The following is a 19,332-nucleotide window of genomic DNA, read 5'->3' as shown; positions in this document are numbered from 1 at the left end:
CGATACGATGAGCGCGATGGCCCTCGCCGACACCTTCCAGGAGATCGTCGACTCGCTGCCCGACGATTGGACCGACCTCGAGCTCGACGTCCGGATCTTCGACGAGACGCGCTACGTCGAAGGCTGCGTCTGCCTCAGCACGGTCAACGCGCAGCCGTACTCCCGGCACGACTGGCACTGGCGGATCCTCGTCGCCCACCGCTTCGGCCACGCCTCGGCGGCGCCGGCCGTCCACGGCGCGCTGAAGCTGCTCGACGACGCGGGACTGGAGGGCGAGCTCGTGGTGCGCGAGGCGCGCAGCGGGCGCGTCGAGGTCGTGCAGATGTGGGGGCGGCCCGAGTCGGTGCGCCAGGAGTTCAAGCGCATTCGCGCTCAATAACGCGGGCGCGGGGGCGGGTCAGGCGTCCGGGTCGTCCTTGAGTCCCGTGCGCGCCGTCGCCGGGTCGAACATCGTCGCGACGTCGGGCTTGCGCTTGACGATCCCGAAGCGCTGCTCCCAGGTCGCCCACTTGGCGAGCGTCGCCGGGTTGAGCTCGCCGTAGAAGTCGGCGCCGGCCGTGAACGACGGGCTGACGGCGTCGAGCTCCTTGAGGGTCAGCACGCGCTTGAGCGACGGCTCGGCGTCGGTGAGCGCCGAGACCGCGGACTCCGGGTCGTTGATCGCGCCCTCGTAGCCGCGGCGCAGCGCGCGGATCGTCGCGCGCACCACGGGCGCGCTGGTCTCCAGCGTCTCGCGCGAGGTGACCAGGACGAGCTCCGGATAGGACGGCGCGCCGAAGTCGTCGACGCGGAACTCGTGGACGCCGGGGCGCTTGGCCGCCAGCGCGACGCCTTCGGCGTTCCAGAAGGCCGTGGCGCCGGCGACCTTGCGCGAGAGCAGCGCCGGCACGGCGTCGAAGCCGACCGTGACCTTGCGGACCTTGGTCGGGTCACCGCCGTCTCCGGCGACGATCGAGTCCAGGACGGCGTCGTCGGAGGGCAGCCCGGTGACGCCAGCCTTCCTGCCTTCCAGGTCGCGGGGCCGCGTGATGCCGGGCTGGGCGAGGACCGCGGCCAGCGGCGTCTGAACGATCGCCATCACGCCCACGACGTCCTTGCCCTTGGCGCGCGCGATCGCGAGGTCGTGGATGTCGACGATCGCGAGGTCGTCGTGGCCGCTGACCACGGACTCGATCCCGTCGGTTGACGTGCCGGGCGTCTCGACGTCGAGACGGACGCCCTCGGCCTCGTCGTAGCCGCGCTGCAGGGCGAGGTAGATCCCGGCGTGGACGGCGTTGGGCGCGAAGTCCAGCAGCAGCCTGGCGTCCTGGTCGGGGCGGCTGTCGCTGCCCGAGGAGGCGGTCCCGCAGCCGGCGGCGAGCGCGACGAGGAGGGCGAGCAGGAGGGCGGTGGAGGGGCGGCGGACCATCGGCGCGGGAGGATACGGTCGGGCGCGTCGTAGGATCAGAGAGGTGCGCCGCCGTGTGACCTTCTCGCGCAACTTGACGCTGTCGCTTTCGCGGACGTGCGTTTCTCATTGCAAGTACTGCGCCTTCCAGACGCACCAGCCGCACCTGCACACGCCCGATGAGGTGCTCGCGCTGCTGGATCGCGCCGCCAAGCGCTCCGTCAAGGAGCTGCTGATCCTGACCGGCGACGACCCGGCGCACCACCCGGGCGTGCGGGCGCGGCTGGCCGAGCTGGGCTTCGCGGACTTCGTCGCCTACGTCGTGTGGTGCTGCGAGCAGGCGCTGGAGCGCGGCTTGCTGCCGCACACCAATCTCGGGGCGGTGACGCGCGAGGAGCTGGCACGGCTGCGTGAGGTGACGGCATCCCAGGGGTTGATGCTGGAGTCGATGCGCGACGACCTCGTGGCCCACCAGGGCTCGCCGACCAAGGACCCGGTGCTGCGGCTGCAGACGATTCGCTGGGCGGGGGAGCTGAAGATCCCGTTCACGTCGGGGATCCTGGTGGGGATCGGCGAGACGCGCGAGGATCGCGTCGACGCGCTGCGCGCGCTGGCCGATGTCCATGCCGAGCACGGGCATCTCCAGGAGGTCATCCTCCAGAACTTCGTCCCGCACCGGAAGTACTACGGCGAGGAGCCGGCGGAGATCGCGACGGACGCGGCGGAGCGGTTCTGGCGGACAGGGTTGCGGGATGTTCCGATCGCCGGTGTCCCGGAGTGGGCGAGCGCCGTGTCGCTGGAGGACCTCGTCGAGCTGATCGGCGTCGCGCGCGAGCTGCTGCCCGGTGTGGGCATCCAGGTGCCGCCGAACCTGAGCGAGCACTGGCCGGAGCTGGTCGCCGCGGGCGCGACCGACCTCGGCGGGCTTTCGGCCAACGGCGATCACATCTCGCCCGAGCATCCGTTCCCGTCGCCCCATCAGGTGCGCAAGCGCCTGGCCGAGGACGGCGTGGCGCTGACCGAGCGGCTCTGCGTCTATGGCGCCTATCTCGACCCGGAGTGGGTCGAGCAACATGTCCTTGACGTCGTCAAGGTCAAGTACTGGTCCTTCATCCCGCGGCGTGGGTCGGGGCGCACCGACGCGCCGTTTGCGATCCGGTCCGACCGTGTGGGCCCGGCGACCGAGCGGGCGCGCGCCGGCGAGGCGCTGTCGATCGAGGAGCTGACGGCGATGTTCGCGTCGACCGACGCGGGCGCGATCGAGGGGATGCGCGCGGCCGCCGACGAGCTGCGTGCCGAGCTCGCGGGCGAGACCGTGACGTTCGTCGTCAACCGCAATATCAACGTCTCCAACGTCTGCGTCGTGGGCTGCGCCTTCTGCGGCTTCGGACAGGGCAAGCGCTCGCCGGACGCCTATGAGCACTCCGAGGACGAGTTCCGCGGCCGCGTCCGTGAGGCCGTCGAGTACGGGGCGACCGAGCTGTGCATGCAGTCGGGAATCCATCCCGATTGGAAGTTGGATGACTACCTGCACTGGCTGCGCGTGGCCAAGGACGAGGCGTCGCAGCTGCACCTGCACGCCTACTCCCCGATGGAGATCGCGCACATGTGCGACATCTCGGGCTTGCCGCCCAGCGAGGTCTTCGCGCAGCTCCGCGACGCGGGCCTGGGCTCCACGCCGGGCACCGCCGCGGAAGTCCTCCATGATGGTGTGCGCGAGCGCATCAGCCCCAACAAGCTCCCGGTCTCGCGCTGGGTCGAGATCATCGAGGCCTCGCACCGAGCCGGCCTGCGCTCCACCTCGACGGTGATGTTCGGCCACATCGAGGAGCCGTGGGAGTTGGCCCAGCACATGACGGTCATCCGCGAGCTGCAGGAGCGCACCGGCGGGATCACGGAGTTCGTGCCGCTGTCGTTCATCCCGTTCATGACGCTGCTGGGCCGCACCCACGGCGTCGAGGAGATCTCCCGCGAGGAGAACCTCAAGCACACCGCGGTCTTCCGCCTCGCGCTGGGGAAGACCATCACCAACGTGCAGGCCTCCTGGGTCAAGATGGGGATCGAGACCGCGACCGAGGCGCTGCGCTGGGGCGTCAACGACCTCGGCGGGACGTTGATGGAGGAGTCGATCTCGCGGCTGGCCGGCTCGTATCACGGCGTGCGCCTCGACCCGCCGGAGCTGGTCGCCGCCGCGCACGCGGCCGGCCGCCCTGCGGCGGAGCGCAGCACGTTGTACACCATCTTGCGCGAGCACCCGCTGGGCGCGCCGCGCGAGGCTGTCGCTTAAGCGACGGTCAGCACGACCGCGGCGATCAGCGCGAAGCCGAGCGCCACGGCCAGCAGGCCGCCGGCGAGCGTCTGCATCACGCGGTCCTCGTCGCTGAGGGGAAGTTGCGCGAGCCGGCCCTGCGCCCAGCGGTACAGCGCGTAAGCGGCGGCCGCGTCGACCGCGAGCACCAGCCACGGGGCAAGCGTGCCGGCCAGCGTCAGCGTGCCGAGCAGGACGAGCACGGCGAGGACGATCGCGCCGGCCAGATAGGCGCCGAGCGTGCGGCGCAGCTCGGCGGGCGCGACGCTGGCCGCGGCACGCTTGCGGTCGGCAGCACGCGGGGCGGGCGTGGTGGCGGTGGCGGCGGTACGCGCGCGGCGGCGGGAGCGACCCATGGCTCGCAACAGTAGTGCTGGCCGCACTTGTGCCGGTCGGCGGATTCGCTTTAGTATCGCTCAAATGAAAACGGAGCGCCGCCCATACCGCCAGACCGCCCGCGCCGCCGCGGCGGCCGCGACGCGCGAGCGGATCCTGGACGTCGCCACCGCGCACTTCCTGGAGCGCTTCTACGACGACGTGACGCTGGTCGCGATCGCCAAGGAGGCGGGCGTGTCGCAGCAGACCGTGATCAACCACTTCGCCTCCAAGGAGGGGCTGCTCGAGGTCGTCGCCGGCCGGCTGGACCCCGAGCATGCCCGGCACGCCGATCTCGCCGATCCCGTCACCAACGTCGTCGAGGACTACGAGCCCTTCGGCGATGCGGTGATCCGCATGCTGGCCCTCGAGGAGCGCGTTCCGGCGCTGGCGCCGTTCCTGGCCCGCGGTCGCACCGGCCACCGCGCCTGGGTGGCCGGCGCGTTTGCCGGCCAACTGCCCGACCCCGCTGACGCGGCCTACGACCAGGCCTTGAACCTGCACGTCCTCGCCACCGACATCTACACGTGGAAGCTCCTGCGCCGCGACATGGGGCTGTCGCTGGAGCAGACCATCGACCACATGCGTGCGCTGATCGCAGCGCTCGCCGCCGCCAACTCCTAGTCCATGCCCGAGCCGAGGAAGATCATGTCCAACAAGTTCCTGTTCACGCTGTGGGAGGGCGGCGGTGAGACGCCGCCGATCCTGTCGATCGTCCGCGCGGCTGTCGACGCCGGCCACGAGGTCACCGTGCTCGCCGACGACGTGCTCGGGCCCGATGTGGAGGCGACGGGTGCGGAGTGGGTCCCGTGGGCCACCGCGCCCAACAAGGGCTCGTACTCGCCCGACGAGGATCTCGCTCGCGACTGGGAGGCCAAGACGCCGCTCGGCGCCTTCAAGCGCTTCCGCGACGGCATTGCGTTCGGCCCCGCAGCACGCTACGCCCGCGACACGGCCGCCGAGATCGCTCGCCGCCGCCCAGACGTCGTCGTCAACCCCACGTTGATGTTTGGCGCGCAGGCCGCGACCGAGGCCGCCGGCATCCCGCAGGCGCTGCTGCTGACCTGCAGCTATGTCGTCCCAGGCACGGGCGCCTCGCCGTATGGCAGCGGCTGGGCGCCGCCGCGCAATGCGGCGGAGCGCCTGCGACTCAAGGTGATGGACAAGATCGCGCTGCGTCTGTGGGGCGTGGGCCGCGACCCGCTCAACGCTGCGCGCGAGGAGCAGCAGCTCGCGCCGCTCGCCCATCCGTTGGAGCAGATCCACGCCGCCGAGCGCTTCCTGGTCCTGACCAGCCCGGCCTTCGACATCCCAGTGCCGCGGCTGCCGGCCAACGTCCGCTATGTCGGGCCGCGGCTCGATGACCCGGCGTGGGCGGGCACGTGGACGCCCCCGGCGGGCGACGCGCCGCTCGTGCTCGTCGGGCTCAGCTCGACGTACATGGCCCAGGGAGACCTGCTGGCGCGGATCGTCACGGCGCTCGGCGCGCTGCCCGTTCGCGCGCTGGTCACGCTCGGGCCGTCGCTGGAGCCCGACGTCCTCGGCGCGACGCCACCCAACGTCACCGTCGTGGCTTCGGCGCCACACGCCGAGGTGCTCAAGCACGCAGCACTCGTCGTCACCCACGCCGGCCACGGCACCATCATCAAGTCCCTGGCCGCAGGCGTGCCGGTCGTCGCCCTGCCGATGGGCCGCGACCAGCCCGACAACGCGGCGCGTGTGGTTGCCGCGGGCGCCGGCGTCACGCTGAAGCCGTCGGCGAAGGTCGAAGCGATCCGCGCTGCGGTGGCCGACGTCCTGGCGACGCCGTCCTACACGGCCGCTGCGGGCCGTCTCGCCACGGCGATGGCGGCCGAGGGCGAGGCCGACCGCGCGCTGGCTGAACTGGAGGCCTTGGCGGCGAGGCGGGACGCCGCGCACAGCGTCCCGCTATAGGTTTGGGGCATGGCCGAAGCGATCACCCGCGAGGGACTGGCACAGCTCAAGAGCGAGCTCGAGGAGCTCGAGGGGGAGGGCCGGCGCGCGATCGCGCAGCGGATCCTCATCGCCCGTGAGCTGGGCGACCTGTCCGAGAACGCGGAGTACCACGCCGCCAAGGAGGACCAGGCGCATCACGAGACGAAGATCCTGCGCCTCACCGAGCGGCTGCGCAACGCGACGGTCGTCGAGTCCGACGCCGACGCCACGGTTGTCACCTTCGGCGCCACGGTCAACGTGACCGACGTCAAGTCGGGCAAGACGGTGAAGTACACGATCGTCGGCGCCACCGAGGCCGACCTCAAGATGGGCAAGCTGTCGGCGGAGTCGCCGGTCGCCAAGGCGCTGATCGGCACGGCGCCGGGCGACACGGTCGCCGTCTCGACGCCGAGCGGCAAGCGTGAGCTGAAGGTCGAGAGCCTGGGGTAATCGCCCAGGGGGCGATTCCCCTTTGCGAGATTCGCAGAGGGCGAACTCGCGGGCTACTGGAAGAGGTCCTCGGCGCGGCTGCGCACGAGGGCCTGGGCGCCCGGGCCGTCCTCGGCGGTCACGTGGCGCTCCAGCCCGGTGACGAGCACGGCGGGCTCGCCGGCGTCCTTGCCGCCGCGGGCGAGATCGGCAGCCGCGGCCGCCTGGTCGGCGGTGGCGATCCACGTGGCGCGCAGCTCGCGGCTGTGGGCGTCGGTGCGGCCCCGCCAGTCCTCCAGCGGCGCGAGGCCGGCGATGCCGACCGCGACGTCGCACTGACCGTGGCGCCAGGCGCGGCCGAAGGAGTCGGCGATGACGACGGCGGGATGGCCGGGCAGCGCTGCCCGCAGGGCACGCGCCGAACCGTCCGGGTCGGCGGGGAGCAGGACGAGCTCGTCGTCGCCCGCGGTGTTGGAGGCATCGACGCCGGCGTTGGCGCAGACGAAGCCGTGGTGGGTCCGTGAGATCAGGACGCCGTGCTCGGCGCGCACGATCTCGGCGCTCTCGCGCAGGACGACCTCGACGTGGCGCGGGTCCTTCTCGCCGCCCAGCCGCGCTGTCAGCTCGAGCGCGCGCGCCGACGGCTCCACGTCGGCGAGGGCGACCACGCGACCCTCGGCCTTGGACACCACCTTGTGGGCAACCACCAGCACTTCTCCGGGGCCGAAGCCAGAGGCGCCGGGGGCGAGCGCGCTGCGCGCGGTTGCGAGCAGCGCTGCCAGGTCATCCCCCGCGCGCACTTCGGGCAGGCCCGGCAATGCCCGGGCCGCGATCATCGGCCGCCCACGCGGCCAAAGCGCGCCAGCAGGCCGCGCGTGTGCGACGCGCCGCCGCGGACATCTTCCAGCGCGGTGCGCAGCGCGGCGAGGTCGTCGACGGTGTCGACGTCCAGGCCGAGCGTCGGCATGGCGATCAACGTGCAGGTTGCGCCCGCCTCCTGGGCCAGGCGCTCGTGGCGCTCGCGCGATCCGGGACCAAAGGCGGGCTGGATCGCGTCGGGTGGCGTCAGCAGCAGCCCGTTGGTGCCGTCGCCGTGGCGATCGGGGACGACGACCACGTCGGGGAGCTCCACCCCTTCAGCGTCCTCGAGCAGCTCGTCGAGCTCGGTCGGGTCGAGCGCCGGGCAGTCCCCGGGCACGAGCAGCACGCGCGTGGCACCGCGCTCCATCGCCGCCTGCACGCCGCGTCGCGCGGCGGCGCTGTGGCCGACGTCGTCGGGATCGTCGATGACCGCGGCGGCGTCATAGCCGGCGGCGAGCGCGACGGCCATCGTCTCGCCGGAGACGACAAGCACCTCGTCAATGCCCTTGGCGCGGCGCAGCGCGATCAGCACGTCGGTGACCATCGCCTCGGCCAGCGCGCGGCGCGTGCCGTCCGAGAGCCCGTTGTCGAGGCGCTGCTTGGCCACGCTGAAGCGCTTGATCGGCAGGACGGCGATCGTCCGGCCGCGGCGGGCGGCCATCAGCGCAGGCCCTCGGCGAAGCGCAGCGTCGCCTCGGCCACCCGCGCGCGCCCCGCGGGGTCGGCGAGCAGCGTGTCGGTGCGCAGCGTGGGAAGCGCGAGGCTGTCGAGATCCTCGTCGGCGACGAGCCCGTCGAGCAGGTCGCCGTAGTAGCCGGCGACGCCGGCCGCGTCGACCGAGACGCCCGCCCACTCCAAGAACGGCTTGGTCGGGCCCTTGAGGACCTGGCCGCCGACGACGGGCGAGAGCGCCACGACCGGCGCCGCGCTGGCGCGCAACGCATCGGCCATGCCCGGCACGGCGAGGATGGGGCGAATCGAGATCACCGGGTTGGAGGGTCCCACGATGATGGCCTTTGCTGCGGCGACGGCTGCCAGGACCTCGGGTGAAACGGTTGCGGCGTCGATGCCGTCGTAGCGCACGTCGTCGATCGGCAGGGCCGCGCGCTCGCGCACCATGAACTCCTGGAACGGCACCCAGCGATCGCCGCTGCGGACGCTCGTGCGCACCGGTGCGTCGGCCATGGGGAGGACCGTGGCTCGCAGGCCGAGGGCGTTCGTCAGCTCCGCGATCGTCTCGGTCAGCCGCGCGCCGCCGGCCAGCAGCTGCGCGCGGCGCACGCCGTAGGCCAGATCGCGATCGCCGAGGTTGAACCAGACCTCGACGCCGAGCTCGCGCAGGCCGTCCATCACGGCGAACGTGTCGCCGGCCAGGCCCCAGCCGCGCTCGTCGATGCGATCGGCCAGCCAGAACGTCACGAGGTCGGGGTCGGGCGCCACGTAGGCGCCGTAGAGCTCGACATCATCGCCGGTGTTGGCGATCACGACAAGGTCGTCTCCGGCGACGTCGGCCATCCCGCGGGCGAGCTTCGCGCCTCCGGTACCGCCGGCCAGGACGACCACCGGGGAGCGGGAGTCGAAGTCCATGCGGCGCGGACGATACCCGCGGGGCGTCAATTCGAGCCCCGAGAGCGTCGAGGGACGACTGATGGTCGGTTATCGACCATCAATCGTCCCTCGAGCCCCGGGGTGGGTGGTGGCTCAGCGGCCGCTGAACTCCGGCTGACGCTTCTCGGCGAAGGCGCGCGTGCCCTCGCCGAAGTCTTCCGAGCGCGCGCAGAGCTCCTGGGCGACGACCTCGAGCTCGAGCGTCGCCGAGAGGGTCGGCTTCGCCACGCTATCCAGGAGGCGCTTGGCCAGGGCCACGGCGCGTGGCGCGCAGGCCAGCAGCTCGTTGACGAGCTGCTCGGTCGCCGCGTCCAGCTCCTCGGCCGGCGCGACGCGGTTGACCAGGCCGATGCGCTCGGCCTCGACGCCGTCGATCACCTTCGAGGCCATGATCATCTCCTTCGCGCGGCCGAGGCCGACGACGGCCGGCAGGCGCGACGAACCGCCGACGTCGGGGATCAGGCCGACGCGCGTCTCGACCAGGCCGATGACGCTCTCGGCGGCCATCACGCGCAGGTCGGCGGCCAGCGCCAGCTCCATCGCCCCGCCGATGCACGCGCCGTGGATCTGGGCGATCGTCGGCTTGGGCATCTCCTCCAGCAGGTTCCACGTCTCGATGATCGGGCGACGCGAGGCGCGCAGCTGGCCCGGGTCGGCAGCCAGGCCGCCGAGGAAGTTGACGTCCATCCCGCTGGAGAACATCGGGCCCGCGCCGCGCAGGACGACGCAGTGGACGCCACCGTCGTCGGCCGCCGCGCTCAGCGCGTCGCGCAGCCCGAGCACCAGCTCGTCGTTGAAGGCGTTGCGCTTCTCCGGGCGGTTCAGGATGACGTGGCGGACCGCGCCGCGGTCCTCGGTCTCGACGATTGGCATGGTCGAGACTGTACGCGGCGGTTCATCTCAGCGCGCGTCCAGTTAGGGTCCTGCGCCATGGCCGAGATCAAGAAGGTTGGAATCGTCGGGTGCGGGCTCATGGGTCATGGGATCGCACAGGTCGTCGCGACCGCCGGCTACGACGTCGTCGTCCGCGAGGTCGATGACGCGACGCTGCAGAAGGGGCTGGGCAAGATCGAAAAGCAGCTGGCCCGCGCCGTCGAGAAGGGCAAGTCGACCCAGGAAGACGCCGACGCGATTCGCGCGCGCCTGAACGGCACCACCGACTACGCCGACTTCGCGGATGCCGACCTCATCATCGAGGCGATCACCGAGAACCTCGGCCTGAAGCTGGAGATGTGGAAGGAGCTCGACGCGATCGTCAAGCCCGACGCCATCTTCGCCACCAACACGTCGTCGCTGGCCGTCATCGACCAGGCCGCCTCGACCTCGCGCCCGACGCTCTTCGCGGGACTGCACTTCTTCAACCCCGCGCAGGTCATGAAGCTCGTCGAGGTCGTGCGCGGCGTGACCACGACCGATGAGACCTTCGACGCGGTCCTCGCCTTCGCCGAGTCGCTGCAGGGCAAGATCGCGATTCCGACCAGGGACAAGGCCGGGTTCATCGTCAACCGCCTGCTCGTTCCCTACATGTTGGACGCGATGCGCGCCTATGAGGAGGGCGTCGGCTCGATCGCGGAGATCGACGCGGCGATGAAGGCCGGCGCCGGCCACCCGATGGGCCCGCTGACGCTCGCCGATCTGGTCGGCAACGACACGACGGGCGCGATCTGCGACGTGCTCTTCGACGAGTTCCGCGAGCGGCGCTTCGCCCAGCCGCCGATCCTGCGCAAGATGCTCTCGGCCGGCTGGTACGGCCGCAAGGCCGGCATCGGCTTCTATGACTACTCGGGCGACGAGCCGGTCGAGAACCCGGGGCTCGCGCGTTAAAGACCGCGTTTGCGAGGCTGGCGGTCGGGCACCGCAAGGGGTATGAGCTTGACCTCTTCCACCGTCCCGACCGTCACCCTCAGCGATGGGGAGCAGATCCCCCAGCTCGGCTTCGGGGTCTTCCAGGTCCCACCGCAGGACACCGCCGACGTCGCCACGCGCGCGCTGCTGGCGGGCTATCGCCACATTGACACCGCCGCGGCCTATCGCAACGAGGCAGGTGTCGGGCAGGCCGTGCACGCCGCGGGCCTGCAGCGTGATGACGTCTACATCACGACCAAGTGCTTCAACGACGACCACGGCTTCGAGCAGGCCAAGCGCGCACTGCACGCCAGCCTCAAGCGGCTGGAGATGGAGCACGTCGATCTGTACCTGATCCACTGGCCCGTGCCGTCGGTCGACCAGTACGTCGAGACGTGGCAGGCGTTGATCGAGCTGCAGCAGGATGGCCTGGCGCGCTCGATCGGCGTGTCGAACTTCCAGCCCGCGCACCTGGAGCGGATCATCGCCGAGACGGGCGTCGCGCCGGTCGTCAACCAGGTTGAGTTGCACCCGTACTTCCAGCAGACCGGCCTGCGCCGCGAGCATGCCGACCTCGGGATCGTGACCGAGTCGTGGAGCCCGCTGGCCCAAGGCAAGGTGCTCGAAGACCCGATGCTCGTGGAGATCGCTGACGCGCATGGGGTGACGACCGGCCAGGTGACGATCCGCTGGCATCTGCAGTTGGGCAACGTCGTGATCCCGAAGTCGGTGACCCAAGAGCGGATCGAGGAGAACTTCGACGTCTTCGGGTTCACGCTGAGCGCCGCCGAGATGGATGTGATCACCACGCTCGACGCAGGCGACCGGACCGGGCCAGATCCGGATACGTTCGTCCGGCCGTAGGGCGGCCGTAGGGCAGGAGCGGTGTGCCGCGCGGCGAAGGCCGCGTGGTGCTCGTCTCACTGCTGAGTCCGCTGCGCCCGAAACCCTTCCGCGGGGACGTGGTCGCGGCGGGCGTCGTCGTGCTCGCGACGCTGGTGTGGGTCGTGACGGCGCGGTTTTCGGACACGTGGGGGTCGGGTGTGCACCTGGCCTACGCGGCGGTCGCGTGGGCGTTCGTGACAGCGATGGGCGTGCTGTCGCCGATGGAGGGGGATGAGCCGCGGGCGTATCAGTCGGTGCTCTATGTGGCGTCCGTCGCGCTGTTCATCGACGTCGTCGCGCAATTCAGCCGTGTGCTGGGCTCCGACAGCGCAGACTCGTCGGGCACCCTGACCTGGGTGCTGGCCGCCGTCGCAGCGTTCGCGCTGGCGTTCGCTCGGGGTCGCAACAGCGCCGTCTGCACACTGCTCGGTGCGCTGGCCGGTGGCCTCGCGGTGCTCGCGGCGGTGGAGTGGATCTGGTCGCCGAACGGCTTTGCGACCGACCGCTGGGTGCTGCTCGGGTTGATGGTCGTCTTCGGCTTCGCCGCGGTCGGCCAGCGTGACCGGCGTCTGCGTCACGGCGTGGCGCTCATCGACGCGGTCGGCCTCGCGGCGCTGGCCATCGCGGCGAGCTTCATCGTCGCGCAGGGCTTTCGCGTCACCATCGTCGGCGACGAGGTACAGCCGCCGCCGGGCGTGGCCTGGGGCTGGGAGCTCCTGATCCTCGCCGTCGGCTTCGGCCTCATCGCCTACAGCTCGGTCGACCGCCAACCCGGCCCGGCCTACCTCGGGGTCCTGAACCTCATCGCCTTCACGGCCATCACCTCACTGGAGATCGACGACCACGGCGCGACCCTCCTGGGCTGGCCCCTCGTCCTGGCGCTGGCAGCGACCTTCTTGTTGGCCATCGGCCTCCGTCCCACGACGCCCGCACCACCCCCACCCGACATCGACACGCCCGAGCCACCACCGCTCCCACTGCGCTGAGGGGGCGAGTTTCCGACGCTCGTCGCCTAGTGACGATGAGGTCACCGAGCTCGACGGGGTTGCGACGACGACGGTCGTCCGGACGCTTCTGGACCTCGCGGCCATCGTCCCGACCCACCACCTACGGCGCGCCGTCGAGCGCGCTGAGCAGCTCGAGCTCTTCAATCTTGACGCCGTGACCCGGACGCTCGCGGCCCACCCGCGGCAGCCCGGGCGGCGTCAGCTCATCGACCTGATCTCCGATCTCCAGGACCACGGAATCCCGCGCACACGCAGCGACGTCGAGGCCGCGTTCCTGCAACTCTGCCTCGATCACGGCCTCCCACGGCCGCACGTCAACCGCATCAACAACGGCGCCGAGCGGGATTTTCGCTTCCCGGACCACAACCTCATCGTCGAGGTCGACAGCTACACCTTCCATCGTGGCCGCCGGCCTTTGCCGACGATCGAGCTCGCGACCGCGACGCCCTCCGTCGCGGCCATCGCACCGCGCGCTTCACGGCGAAGGAGATCGCGTCCACAACCGCCGCCGTCGCCCGCGAGCTTCGAGCACTCCTCAACCTCACCTAAGCTTGAACCCATGTCCACGCTGTTGCCCATCGGTGAGGTCGCGAGGCGCTGTGGGGTGGCTGCGTCGGCGCTGCGGTTCTACGAGGAGCGGGGGTTGATCGCGTCGGAGCGTGCGGGCTCTGGCCATCGCCGGTATCCGCGGCCCGTCCTGCGGCGCATCGCGTTCATCGTCTTCGCCCAGCGGATCGGGCTGACGCTGGAGGAGATCGGCGTCGAGCTGGCCAAGCTGCCGCCTGACCGGGCGCCGACGCGCAAGGACTGGGCGCGGCTGTCGAGCGGGTGGTCGGCGCGAATCGACGACCGGATCACAGAGCTCGAGCGGCTGAAGGCCGGGCTGACCGAGTGCATCGGGTGCGGCTGCCTGTCGCTGGATCGCTGCCGCCTGGCCAATCCCGACGATCGCGCCGGCCGGCTCGGCCCCGGCCCGCGCTACTGGGTCGGGGACCGGCCGGCGGCCGCGATCTCTTAGCGCGCTCCTACTCGCCGAACGGATTGCTGCTGGGCGGGAGGCCGGTCTGGCCGCCGGGTGCCTCGGGTGCTGCCGGTGGGGCCGCCGTCGGTGGGGCGGGCGGAAGGCCGGAGCTGGTGCCCGCAGACCCGAGCGCCTCACCCTGCGGATCGGTGAACGGCGGCCAGTCCTCGGTCAACAGCCCGAAATAGGCGTTGGCCCGTTGCTGGTAGGAGACGCCCAGGACGATCATGTCCTGCAGTCCCTTGGGCTGCTTGCCCATGATCACGATCACGAACCACGCGATGAACGCGCCGATCTCCCAGACGATCTGCATCGCGTAGACGATGATCATGACCGGAATCGCCAGGATGATCCGGAACAGGACCTTCAGGCGGTTGTACTCCGCCTTGGGTGGCGGGATCTTGACGTGGACGGGGTAGCTGTCGGTGTCGCCGCTGAACGGCGGGTACTCGTCGGTCAGCAGCGCGATGTAACCGTAGACGGCCGTGCTGTAACGCTGCTGGCCGCAGACGAAGTCGTAGAGCCCCCGCGGGTAGCGCCCCGTGAAGAGGAGGGCGAACCAGGCTGCAACGACGGCGAAGAACGCCGCAACGGTCCACACCGCCACGACGATGTAGTGCGGAATCGCGAGGAAGTAGCGAAAGAACGTCGTAAGGCGGCTGCGCTTCTCGACGTACTGCGCTTCGAAAATCGGCTGATCGGTCATCGTGGCCGAGCCTAAACCGCCCGCCGGTCGGTTGCCAGGTGGCTAACCGCCCTGTGACGCCATCTCCACGAAGACGTCCAGTGAGGACGGGTTGGCCAGCGAATCGCGCGACGCCGCCTGATCGACGGGTTGCCCCATCAGGATCCGCTTGACCGGGACCTCCAACACCTTGCCGCTCAGGGTGCGGGGGATCTCGGCGATCTGGCGGACCTCGTTGGGCACGTGGCGCGGCGAGCAGTCCGAGCGGATCCGCTGCTTGATCTGGGCGACGAGCGCGTCGGTCAGCTCCTCGCCCTCGCGCAACACCACGAACAACGGCATCCAGCCCTCGGTGCCTTCGCGCGGGATGTCGACCACCAGCGCGTCGACGACGACATCGTCGGCCAGCACCGCGCGGTAGATCTCGCTGGTGCCCATCCGGATCCCGCCGCGGTTGATGGTGGAGTCGCTGCGGCCGTAGATGATGGCCGTGCCGCGGTCGGTGATCTCGATCCAGTCGCCGTGGCGCCAGACGCCGGGGTAGTGCTCGAAGTAGGACTCGCGCAACCGCGATCCGTCCTCGTCGCCCCAGAGGAAGATCGGCATCGACGGCATCGGCTCGGTGATCACGAGCTCGCCGACCTCGCCGATCAACGGCTTGCCATCCGAATCCCAGGACTCGACCTTGGCGCCCAGCGCGCGGCCCTGGAGCTCACCCCGATACACGGGCAGCGTCGGCACGCCGCCGACGAAGGCGCTGACGACGTCGGTCCCGCCGCTGGTCGAGAACAGCCACGTGTCGGCGCCGACGTGGTCATAGACCCACTGAAAGCCCTCGGGCGCCAGCGGTGAGCCGGTCGAGCCGACCGCGGTCAGCGCGCTGAGGTCGCGGCCCTCGCCGGGCTCGACGCCCGCCTTCATGCAGGAGGCGAGGAAGCTCGCGCTCGTCCCGAACGTCGTGGTTTGCGACTGCGCTGCGAGATCCCACAGGCGGTCCAGCGACGGCGTGCCCGGGTTGCCGTCGTACAACACGATCGACGCCGGCGTCAGCAGCACGCCCACCAGGAAGTTCCACATCATCCACCCGGTGGTGGTGAACCAGAAGACGCGGTCGCCCTCCTGGGCGTTCAGATGCAAGTGCATCTTCTTGAGGTGCTCGAGCAGCACGCCGCCCTGGCCGTGGACGATCGCCTTGGGCAGCCCGGTCGTGCCCGACGAGTACAACACCCACAACGGGTGGTCGAAGGGCAGCTGGGCAAACTCCAGCGGCTCCTGCTGCTTGATCAGCTCGCGCCAGGGCATGACCCCCGCGGGCGCGTCGCCTGCGGCGCCGAGGTAGTCCAGCAGCACCACGTGCTCCAGCGACGGGATCTCGTCGCGCAATCCGGCGACGACGTCGCGGCGGTCGAAGTCCTTGCCGCCGTAGCGGTAGCCGTCGACGGCGATCAGGAGCTTGGGCTCGATCTGCGCGAAGCGATCGACGACCGAGCGCGCGCCGAAGTCCGGCGAGCACGACGACCACGTCGCCCCGATCGACGCGCAGGCCAAGAACGCCGCGATCGCTTCGGGGATGTTGGGGATGTAGCCGACGACGCGGTCGCCGGGGCCGATGCCCAGGAAGCGCAGGCCGGTGGCAATGCGCGCGGTGAGGTCGCGCAGCTCGCCCCAGGTCATGAAGTCCAGCTCGCGCAGCTCGGAGGCGTGCTGCAACGCGATCGCTGAGTCCTGCTTGCCGCGGAAGATGTGCTCGGCGTAGCTCAGCCGGGCGCCCGGGAACCACTGCGCGCCGGGCATCTCGCGCGAGGCCAGCACGCGCTCGTATGGCGTGGAGGCCTGGACGTCGAAGAACCGCCAGATCGCCGCCCAGAAGTCCTCGAGCTCATCGACCGACCACTGCCAGAGATCGGCGTAGGAGCTCGTGACCTCGACGTCGCGGGTCAGCGACACCCAGCGTGCGAACCGGGTGAGGGTCGCGGTCTCCACGCGCTCGGCGGTGGGGGACCACAGGACCTTCGGCTCGGCATCGGGCATCTGTGCCCGAACTCTTTCACACGCCAACGTCTTTGATCAGGAGACCGTCAGCGTCGCGTTCATGCCCGCCGTCTCGTGGTTGACGGGCGTCGTCAACGTGCAGAAGAGGCGGTAGCTGCCGGCGGTCAGCTTGAGCGTCTTGGTGCTGTTCTGCCCTGAGCCGGTGAGCGGGAAGTCGACGGTTGCGCCGGCGTGGTCGGTGGGGACGACGCGGAGGTTGTGGTCGTCCTCGCCCTGGTTGTGGAGCTGGACGACCACGGAGCCGGCGGCGACGCTCGCGCGGGAGAGGCGCGCGGAGTAGCCGGTGCGGTCGTCGAGGGTGACGCCGACGGCCTGCAGCGACGGTGGCGGTGGGGCGCCGCCGGATGTTCCGGGTGGGGTGGTGCCGTTGCCGGATGCGGGGTCGCTGGCCGCTGGGAGTGCGCCTGTGCTTCCGGTGGCCGCGGGCACACCTGTCGTGCCCGTCAGCGGCGGGGCGCCCGTCAGCGCTTGCAGCGGCACCCACGCCACGCCGGCGTCGAGCTTGACCGCATGTGCCCGTTGGCGTGGCTTCTTCACGCTCGCCTTGCGCGCGGCATGGCGCTTGGGCGACTTGGCGACCGCCTGCGCGGCGGCGCCACCGCCGAGCGCGGCGACCAGCGCCAGCACGAGCAGTCTGCGCACGGACATGGACATCGTCCAGCCTGCATCGGCCGGGCCGCCAGGGATCTCAAGGCCGCGGCCGGTAGCGTGGACCCCAATGGACGCCACCACGCTCGCCTTCGCCGGAGCCGCCGAGCAGGCTCGCCTCATCCGCGACGGCGAGGCCACCTCGCGCGCGGTCGTCGAGGCGACGCTTGCGCGCATCGCGAAGATCGATCCGCTGATCAACGCCTATCGCGTGGTGCTGGCCGAACGGGCGCTGGCCGAGGCCGACCAGGCCGATGGGCGGCGCGGCGCCGGCGACTCCCGGCCCCTGCTCGGCGTGCCGGTCGCGATCAAGGACGACGTCGACGTCGCCGGCGAGCCGACCGCGTGGGGCGGGGCCGCCCACGCGGGCCCGGTGGCGCGCGACGCCGAGGTCATTCGCCGGCTGCGTGCGGCCGGCGCGATCATCATCGGCAAGACGCTGGTGCCGGAGATGACGATGTTGCCGTCGACCGACACCACCACCTTCGGCTCGTCGCGCAATCCGTGGGATCTCAACCGCACGCCAGGCGGCTCCAGTGGCGGCAGCGGGGCGGCGATGGCGTCGGGCCTGGCGGGCGTGGCGCTCGGCTCCGACGGGGCGGGCTCGATCCGGACCCCGTCGGCGTGGAACGGCCTCTTCGGGCTCAAGCCGACGCGCGACCGCGTGCCGCTGGCCCCGCACGACGACGCGTGGCAGGGGCTGTCGGTCAGCGGGCCGCTGGCGCGTCGGGTGGTCGACGCGGCGCTGTTCTTGGATGCGACGGTCGATGACGGTGACGTGCCGGAGGGCGGCTTCGTGGGCGCCGCGGCGCGCGAGCCGGGGCGGCTGCGGATCGCGGTCAGCACGAAGGCGCCGCCGGGCGCGATGCCGTGGCTGGGGCGCGAGGAGCGGCGCGCGGTGCAGGACATGGCGGCGCTGCTGCGCGGGCTCGGCCACGACGTCGTCGAGCGCGACCCGGATTACCCAGGGTCGCTGTGGCCGGCGGGCCTGGTCCGGGTCATGCGCGGCGTCGGCGATGACGTGGCGGCGTTCATGCCCCATCCCGAGCGGCTGGAGCCGCGGACGCGGGCGTTGGCGGCGCTGGGTCGCCGCACGCCGGCGTCGCTGGTGCGCTGGGCGCGCGAAGCCGAGGTTGAGCAGACGGCGCGGCTGAGCAAGCTGTGGGAGGACGTCGACGTCCTGCTGACCCCGGCGACCGCTGACGGGCCGTACCGCGTCGGGGTCGTCGGCCGCTGGTCGACGCCCGTCTATCTCGTGCGCGGCGCCGAGCGGCTGACGTGGATGCCGGCTTGGAACATCACGGGCCAGCCGGCGGCCGCGGTGCCGGCGGGTCTTGACGACGACGGGCTGCCGATCGGCGTCCAGCTTGTCGGGCGCCGCGGAGAGGATGGACTGCTGTTGTCGCTGGCGGCCCAGGTCGAGGCGGCGCGGCCGTGGATCGATCGCCGGCCGGGAGCGATCGCGTGAGCGACGCCGAGGGCGCGCTTCTCGACATCGCGGTCGAGGCGGCGCGCACTGCCGGCGCGCTCCTGCTGGAGCGCTTCGGCAGCGAGCGCGTGCTGGCGACCAAGTCGACGTCGACCGATCTCGTCAGCGCCGCCGACCTGGCCGCCGAGGCCGCGATCCGGGAGATCCTCGCGCGCCGCGCGCCCGACGACGCGATCATGGGGGAGGAGGGCGAGGACACCGGCGGGACGTCCGGGCGCCGCTGGGTCGTCGACCCGCTCGACGGCACGGTGAACTTCTTGTACGGGTTGCCCCAATGGTGTGTGAGCGTCGCATGCGAGGGGCAGGCCGCGGCGATCTTCGACCCCGTGTTGGACGAGCTCTTCACGGCGACGGCAGACGGGCCTGCTGAGTGCAATGGCATTGCCTTGAACCCGACGCCGCCCAAGGATCTCGCGCACGCGCTGGTGGCGACGGGCTTCGGCTACGACACGCGGCGGCGCGAGCTGCAGGTGGAGGTCGCGGCGCGTGTGGTGCCGCGCGCCCGCGACATCCGCCGCGGCGGGTCGGCGGCGTTGGACCTCGCCTGGACCGCTGCGGGTCGCCTGGACGCCTACTACGAGCGCGGCGTCAACCTGTGGGACGTCGCCGCCGGCGAGCTGATCTGCGCGCGGGCGGGGCTGGAGGTCGTCCGGCTGGCGCCGGTCGGCGAGCTGCCGTGGGGCACGCTGGCCGCGCCGGTCGAGATCGTCGACGACCTCCACGCGCTGGTGTCCTGAGCTGGACGTCGCCGCTGGTCCGTTGGTCGCCCTTGTCTC

The 19,332-nt window shown here is 71.3% G+C and carries 21 protein-coding genes; 11 read left to right on the top strand and 10 right to left on the bottom strand.

Translation table 11 applies throughout. From position 1 onward, the window contains the following. The first annotated feature begins 16 nt into the window (after positions 1–16). Positions 17–379 (top strand): hypothetical protein, encoded by a 363-nt coding sequence (locus VGO10_RS18460; RefSeq protein WP_327471129.1) that lies wholly within the window; start codon positions 17–19, stop codon positions 377–379. Positions 380–397: 18 nt separating this feature from the next. Here VGO10_RS18460 and VGO10_RS18455 read toward each other — a convergent pair whose 3' ends face one another. Next, a complete protein-coding gene (locus tag VGO10_RS18455) occupies positions 398–1,408 on the bottom strand; it encodes an ABC transporter substrate-binding protein (protein ID WP_327471127.1) in 1,011 nt (336 codons plus the stop codon). A 43-nt stretch (positions 1,409–1,451) separates the two neighbouring features. Here VGO10_RS18455 and cofH point away from each other — a divergent pair, with 43 nt between their 5' ends. Continuing rightward, a complete protein-coding gene (cofH, locus tag VGO10_RS18450) occupies positions 1,452–3,674 on the top strand; it encodes a 5-amino-6-(D-ribitylamino)uracil--L-tyrosine 4-hydroxyphenyl transferase CofH (RefSeq protein WP_327471125.1) in 2,223 nt (740 codons plus the stop codon). Here the strand turns inward: cofH and VGO10_RS18445 are convergent. Next, the gene (locus VGO10_RS18445) at positions 3,671–4,051 is read right to left on the bottom strand and encodes a hypothetical protein (protein ID WP_327471123.1); all 381 of its coding nucleotides are present in this window, start codon (positions 4,049–4,051) and stop codon (positions 3,671–3,673) included. The genes cofH and VGO10_RS18445 overlap by 4 nt on opposite strands. Positions 4,052–4,115: 64 nt before the next feature. Here VGO10_RS18445 and VGO10_RS18440 point away from each other — a divergent pair, with 64 nt between their 5' ends. Genes VGO10_RS18440 through greA form a run of 3 tightly spaced genes read left to right on the top strand, consistent with a single transcriptional unit; the run spans position 4,116 to position 6,476 of the window. Beyond that, entirely contained in the window at positions 4,116–4,694 is a 579-nt protein-coding gene (locus VGO10_RS18440) for a helix-turn-helix domain-containing protein (RefSeq protein ID WP_327471121.1), read from the top strand. 3 nt (positions 4,695–4,697) lie between these two features. Then, entirely contained in the window at positions 4,698–6,005 is a 1,308-nt protein-coding gene (locus tag VGO10_RS18435; protein WP_327471118.1) for a glycosyltransferase, read from the top strand. A 9-nt stretch (positions 6,006–6,014) separates the two neighbouring features. Beyond that, positions 6,015–6,476 (top strand): transcription elongation factor GreA, encoded by a 462-nt coding sequence (gene greA, locus VGO10_RS18430; protein ID WP_327471117.1) that lies wholly within the window; start codon positions 6,015–6,017, stop codon positions 6,474–6,476. Positions 6,477–6,529: 53 nt separating this feature from the next. Here greA and cofE read toward each other — a convergent pair whose 3' ends face one another. From cofE to VGO10_RS18410, 4 genes are all read right to left on the bottom strand, one after another. Further along, positions 6,530–7,291, bottom strand: a complete 762-nt coding sequence (gene cofE, locus VGO10_RS18425; protein ID WP_327471115.1) for a coenzyme F420-0:L-glutamate ligase — start codon at positions 7,289–7,291, stop codon at positions 6,530–6,532. Next, positions 7,288–7,977 (bottom strand): 2-phospho-L-lactate guanylyltransferase, encoded by a 690-nt coding sequence (cofC, locus tag VGO10_RS18420; RefSeq protein WP_327471113.1) that lies wholly within the window; start codon positions 7,975–7,977, stop codon positions 7,288–7,290. Before cofC ends, cofE begins: the two co-directional genes overlap by 4 nt. Beyond that, positions 7,977–8,903 (bottom strand): 2-phospho-L-lactate transferase, encoded by a 927-nt coding sequence (gene cofD / locus VGO10_RS18415; protein ID WP_327471111.1) that lies wholly within the window; start codon positions 8,901–8,903, stop codon positions 7,977–7,979. The genes cofC and cofD overlap by 1 nt, the downstream gene beginning before the upstream one ends. Before the next feature lie 114 nt (positions 8,904–9,017). Then, complete coding sequence (locus VGO10_RS18410; RefSeq protein WP_327471109.1) at positions 9,018–9,797, bottom strand: enoyl-CoA hydratase/isomerase family protein; 780 nt, start codon at positions 9,795–9,797, stop codon at positions 9,018–9,020. Positions 9,798–9,854: 57 nt separating this feature from the next. Here VGO10_RS18410 and VGO10_RS18405 point away from each other — a divergent pair, with 57 nt between their 5' ends. Genes VGO10_RS18405 through VGO10_RS18395 form a run of 3 tightly spaced genes read left to right on the top strand, consistent with a single transcriptional unit; the run spans position 9,855 to position 12,640 of the window. Further along, the gene (locus VGO10_RS18405) at positions 9,855–10,748 is read left to right on the top strand and encodes a 3-hydroxybutyryl-CoA dehydrogenase (RefSeq protein WP_327471106.1); all 894 of its coding nucleotides are present in this window, start codon (positions 9,855–9,857) and stop codon (positions 10,746–10,748) included. Positions 10,749–10,790: 42 nt separating this feature from the next. Next, positions 10,791–11,633 carry an aldo/keto reductase gene (locus VGO10_RS18400; RefSeq protein ID WP_349258964.1) on the top strand — a complete coding sequence of 281 codons (843 nt, stop codon included), beginning with the start codon at positions 10,791–10,793 and terminating at the stop codon, positions 11,631–11,633. Positions 11,634–11,656: 23 nt separating this feature from the next. Then, complete coding sequence (locus VGO10_RS18395) at positions 11,657–12,640, top strand: hypothetical protein (protein ID WP_327471102.1); 984 nt, start codon at positions 11,657–11,659, stop codon at positions 12,638–12,640. A 121-nt stretch (positions 12,641–12,761) separates the two neighbouring features. Here the strand turns inward: VGO10_RS18395 and VGO10_RS18390 are convergent, their stop codons facing one another. Further along, positions 12,762–13,061, bottom strand: coding sequence for a hypothetical protein (locus VGO10_RS18390; RefSeq protein ID WP_327471100.1), 300 nt, complete (start codon positions 13,059–13,061; stop codon positions 12,762–12,764). Between the two features lie 159 nt (positions 13,062–13,220). Here VGO10_RS18390 and soxR point away from each other — a divergent pair, with 159 nt between their 5' ends. Continuing rightward, the gene (gene soxR, locus VGO10_RS18385) at positions 13,221–13,679 is read left to right on the top strand and encodes a redox-sensitive transcriptional activator SoxR (RefSeq protein ID WP_327471098.1); all 459 of its coding nucleotides are present in this window, start codon (positions 13,221–13,223) and stop codon (positions 13,677–13,679) included. 7 nt (positions 13,680–13,686) lie between these two features. On the opposite strand, the gene VGO10_RS18380 is transcribed toward soxR, so the two are convergent. Genes VGO10_RS18380 through VGO10_RS18370 form a run of 3 tightly spaced genes read right to left on the bottom strand, consistent with a single transcriptional unit; the run spans position 13,687 to position 17,067 of the window. Further along, positions 13,687–14,388 carry a DUF4389 domain-containing protein gene (locus VGO10_RS18380; protein WP_327471096.1) on the bottom strand — a complete coding sequence of 234 codons (702 nt, stop codon included), beginning with the start codon at positions 14,386–14,388 and terminating at the stop codon, positions 13,687–13,689. A gap of 42 nt (positions 14,389–14,430) precedes the next feature. Then, positions 14,431–16,398, bottom strand: coding sequence for an acetoacetate--CoA ligase (locus VGO10_RS18375; protein ID WP_327471094.1), 1,968 nt, complete (start codon positions 16,396–16,398; stop codon positions 14,431–14,433). A gap of 36 nt (positions 16,399–16,434) precedes the next feature. Continuing rightward, the gene (locus VGO10_RS18370) at positions 16,435–17,067 is read right to left on the bottom strand and encodes a hypothetical protein (protein WP_327471092.1); all 633 of its coding nucleotides are present in this window, start codon (positions 17,065–17,067) and stop codon (positions 16,435–16,437) included. A 70-nt stretch (positions 17,068–17,137) separates the two neighbouring features. Here VGO10_RS18370 and VGO10_RS18365 point away from each other — a divergent pair, with 70 nt between their 5' ends. Beyond that, positions 17,138–18,535 (top strand): amidase, encoded by a 1,398-nt coding sequence (locus VGO10_RS18365; RefSeq protein WP_327471090.1) that lies wholly within the window; start codon positions 17,138–17,140, stop codon positions 18,533–18,535. Next, positions 18,532–19,293 carry an inositol monophosphatase family protein gene (locus tag VGO10_RS18360; RefSeq protein WP_327471087.1) on the top strand — a complete coding sequence of 254 codons (762 nt, stop codon included), beginning with the start codon at positions 18,532–18,534 and terminating at the stop codon, positions 19,291–19,293. The genes VGO10_RS18365 and VGO10_RS18360 overlap by 4 nt, the downstream gene beginning before the upstream one ends. Positions 19,294–19,332: the final 39 nt, after the last annotated feature.

It is taken from the genome of Baekduia sp. (assembly GCF_035996765.1).
In the GTDB taxonomy this organism is placed as follows: Bacteria; Actinomycetota; Thermoleophilia; order Solirubrobacterales; family Solirubrobacteraceae; genus Baekduia.
This window is presented reverse-complemented; position numbering and strand designations above follow the sequence as displayed.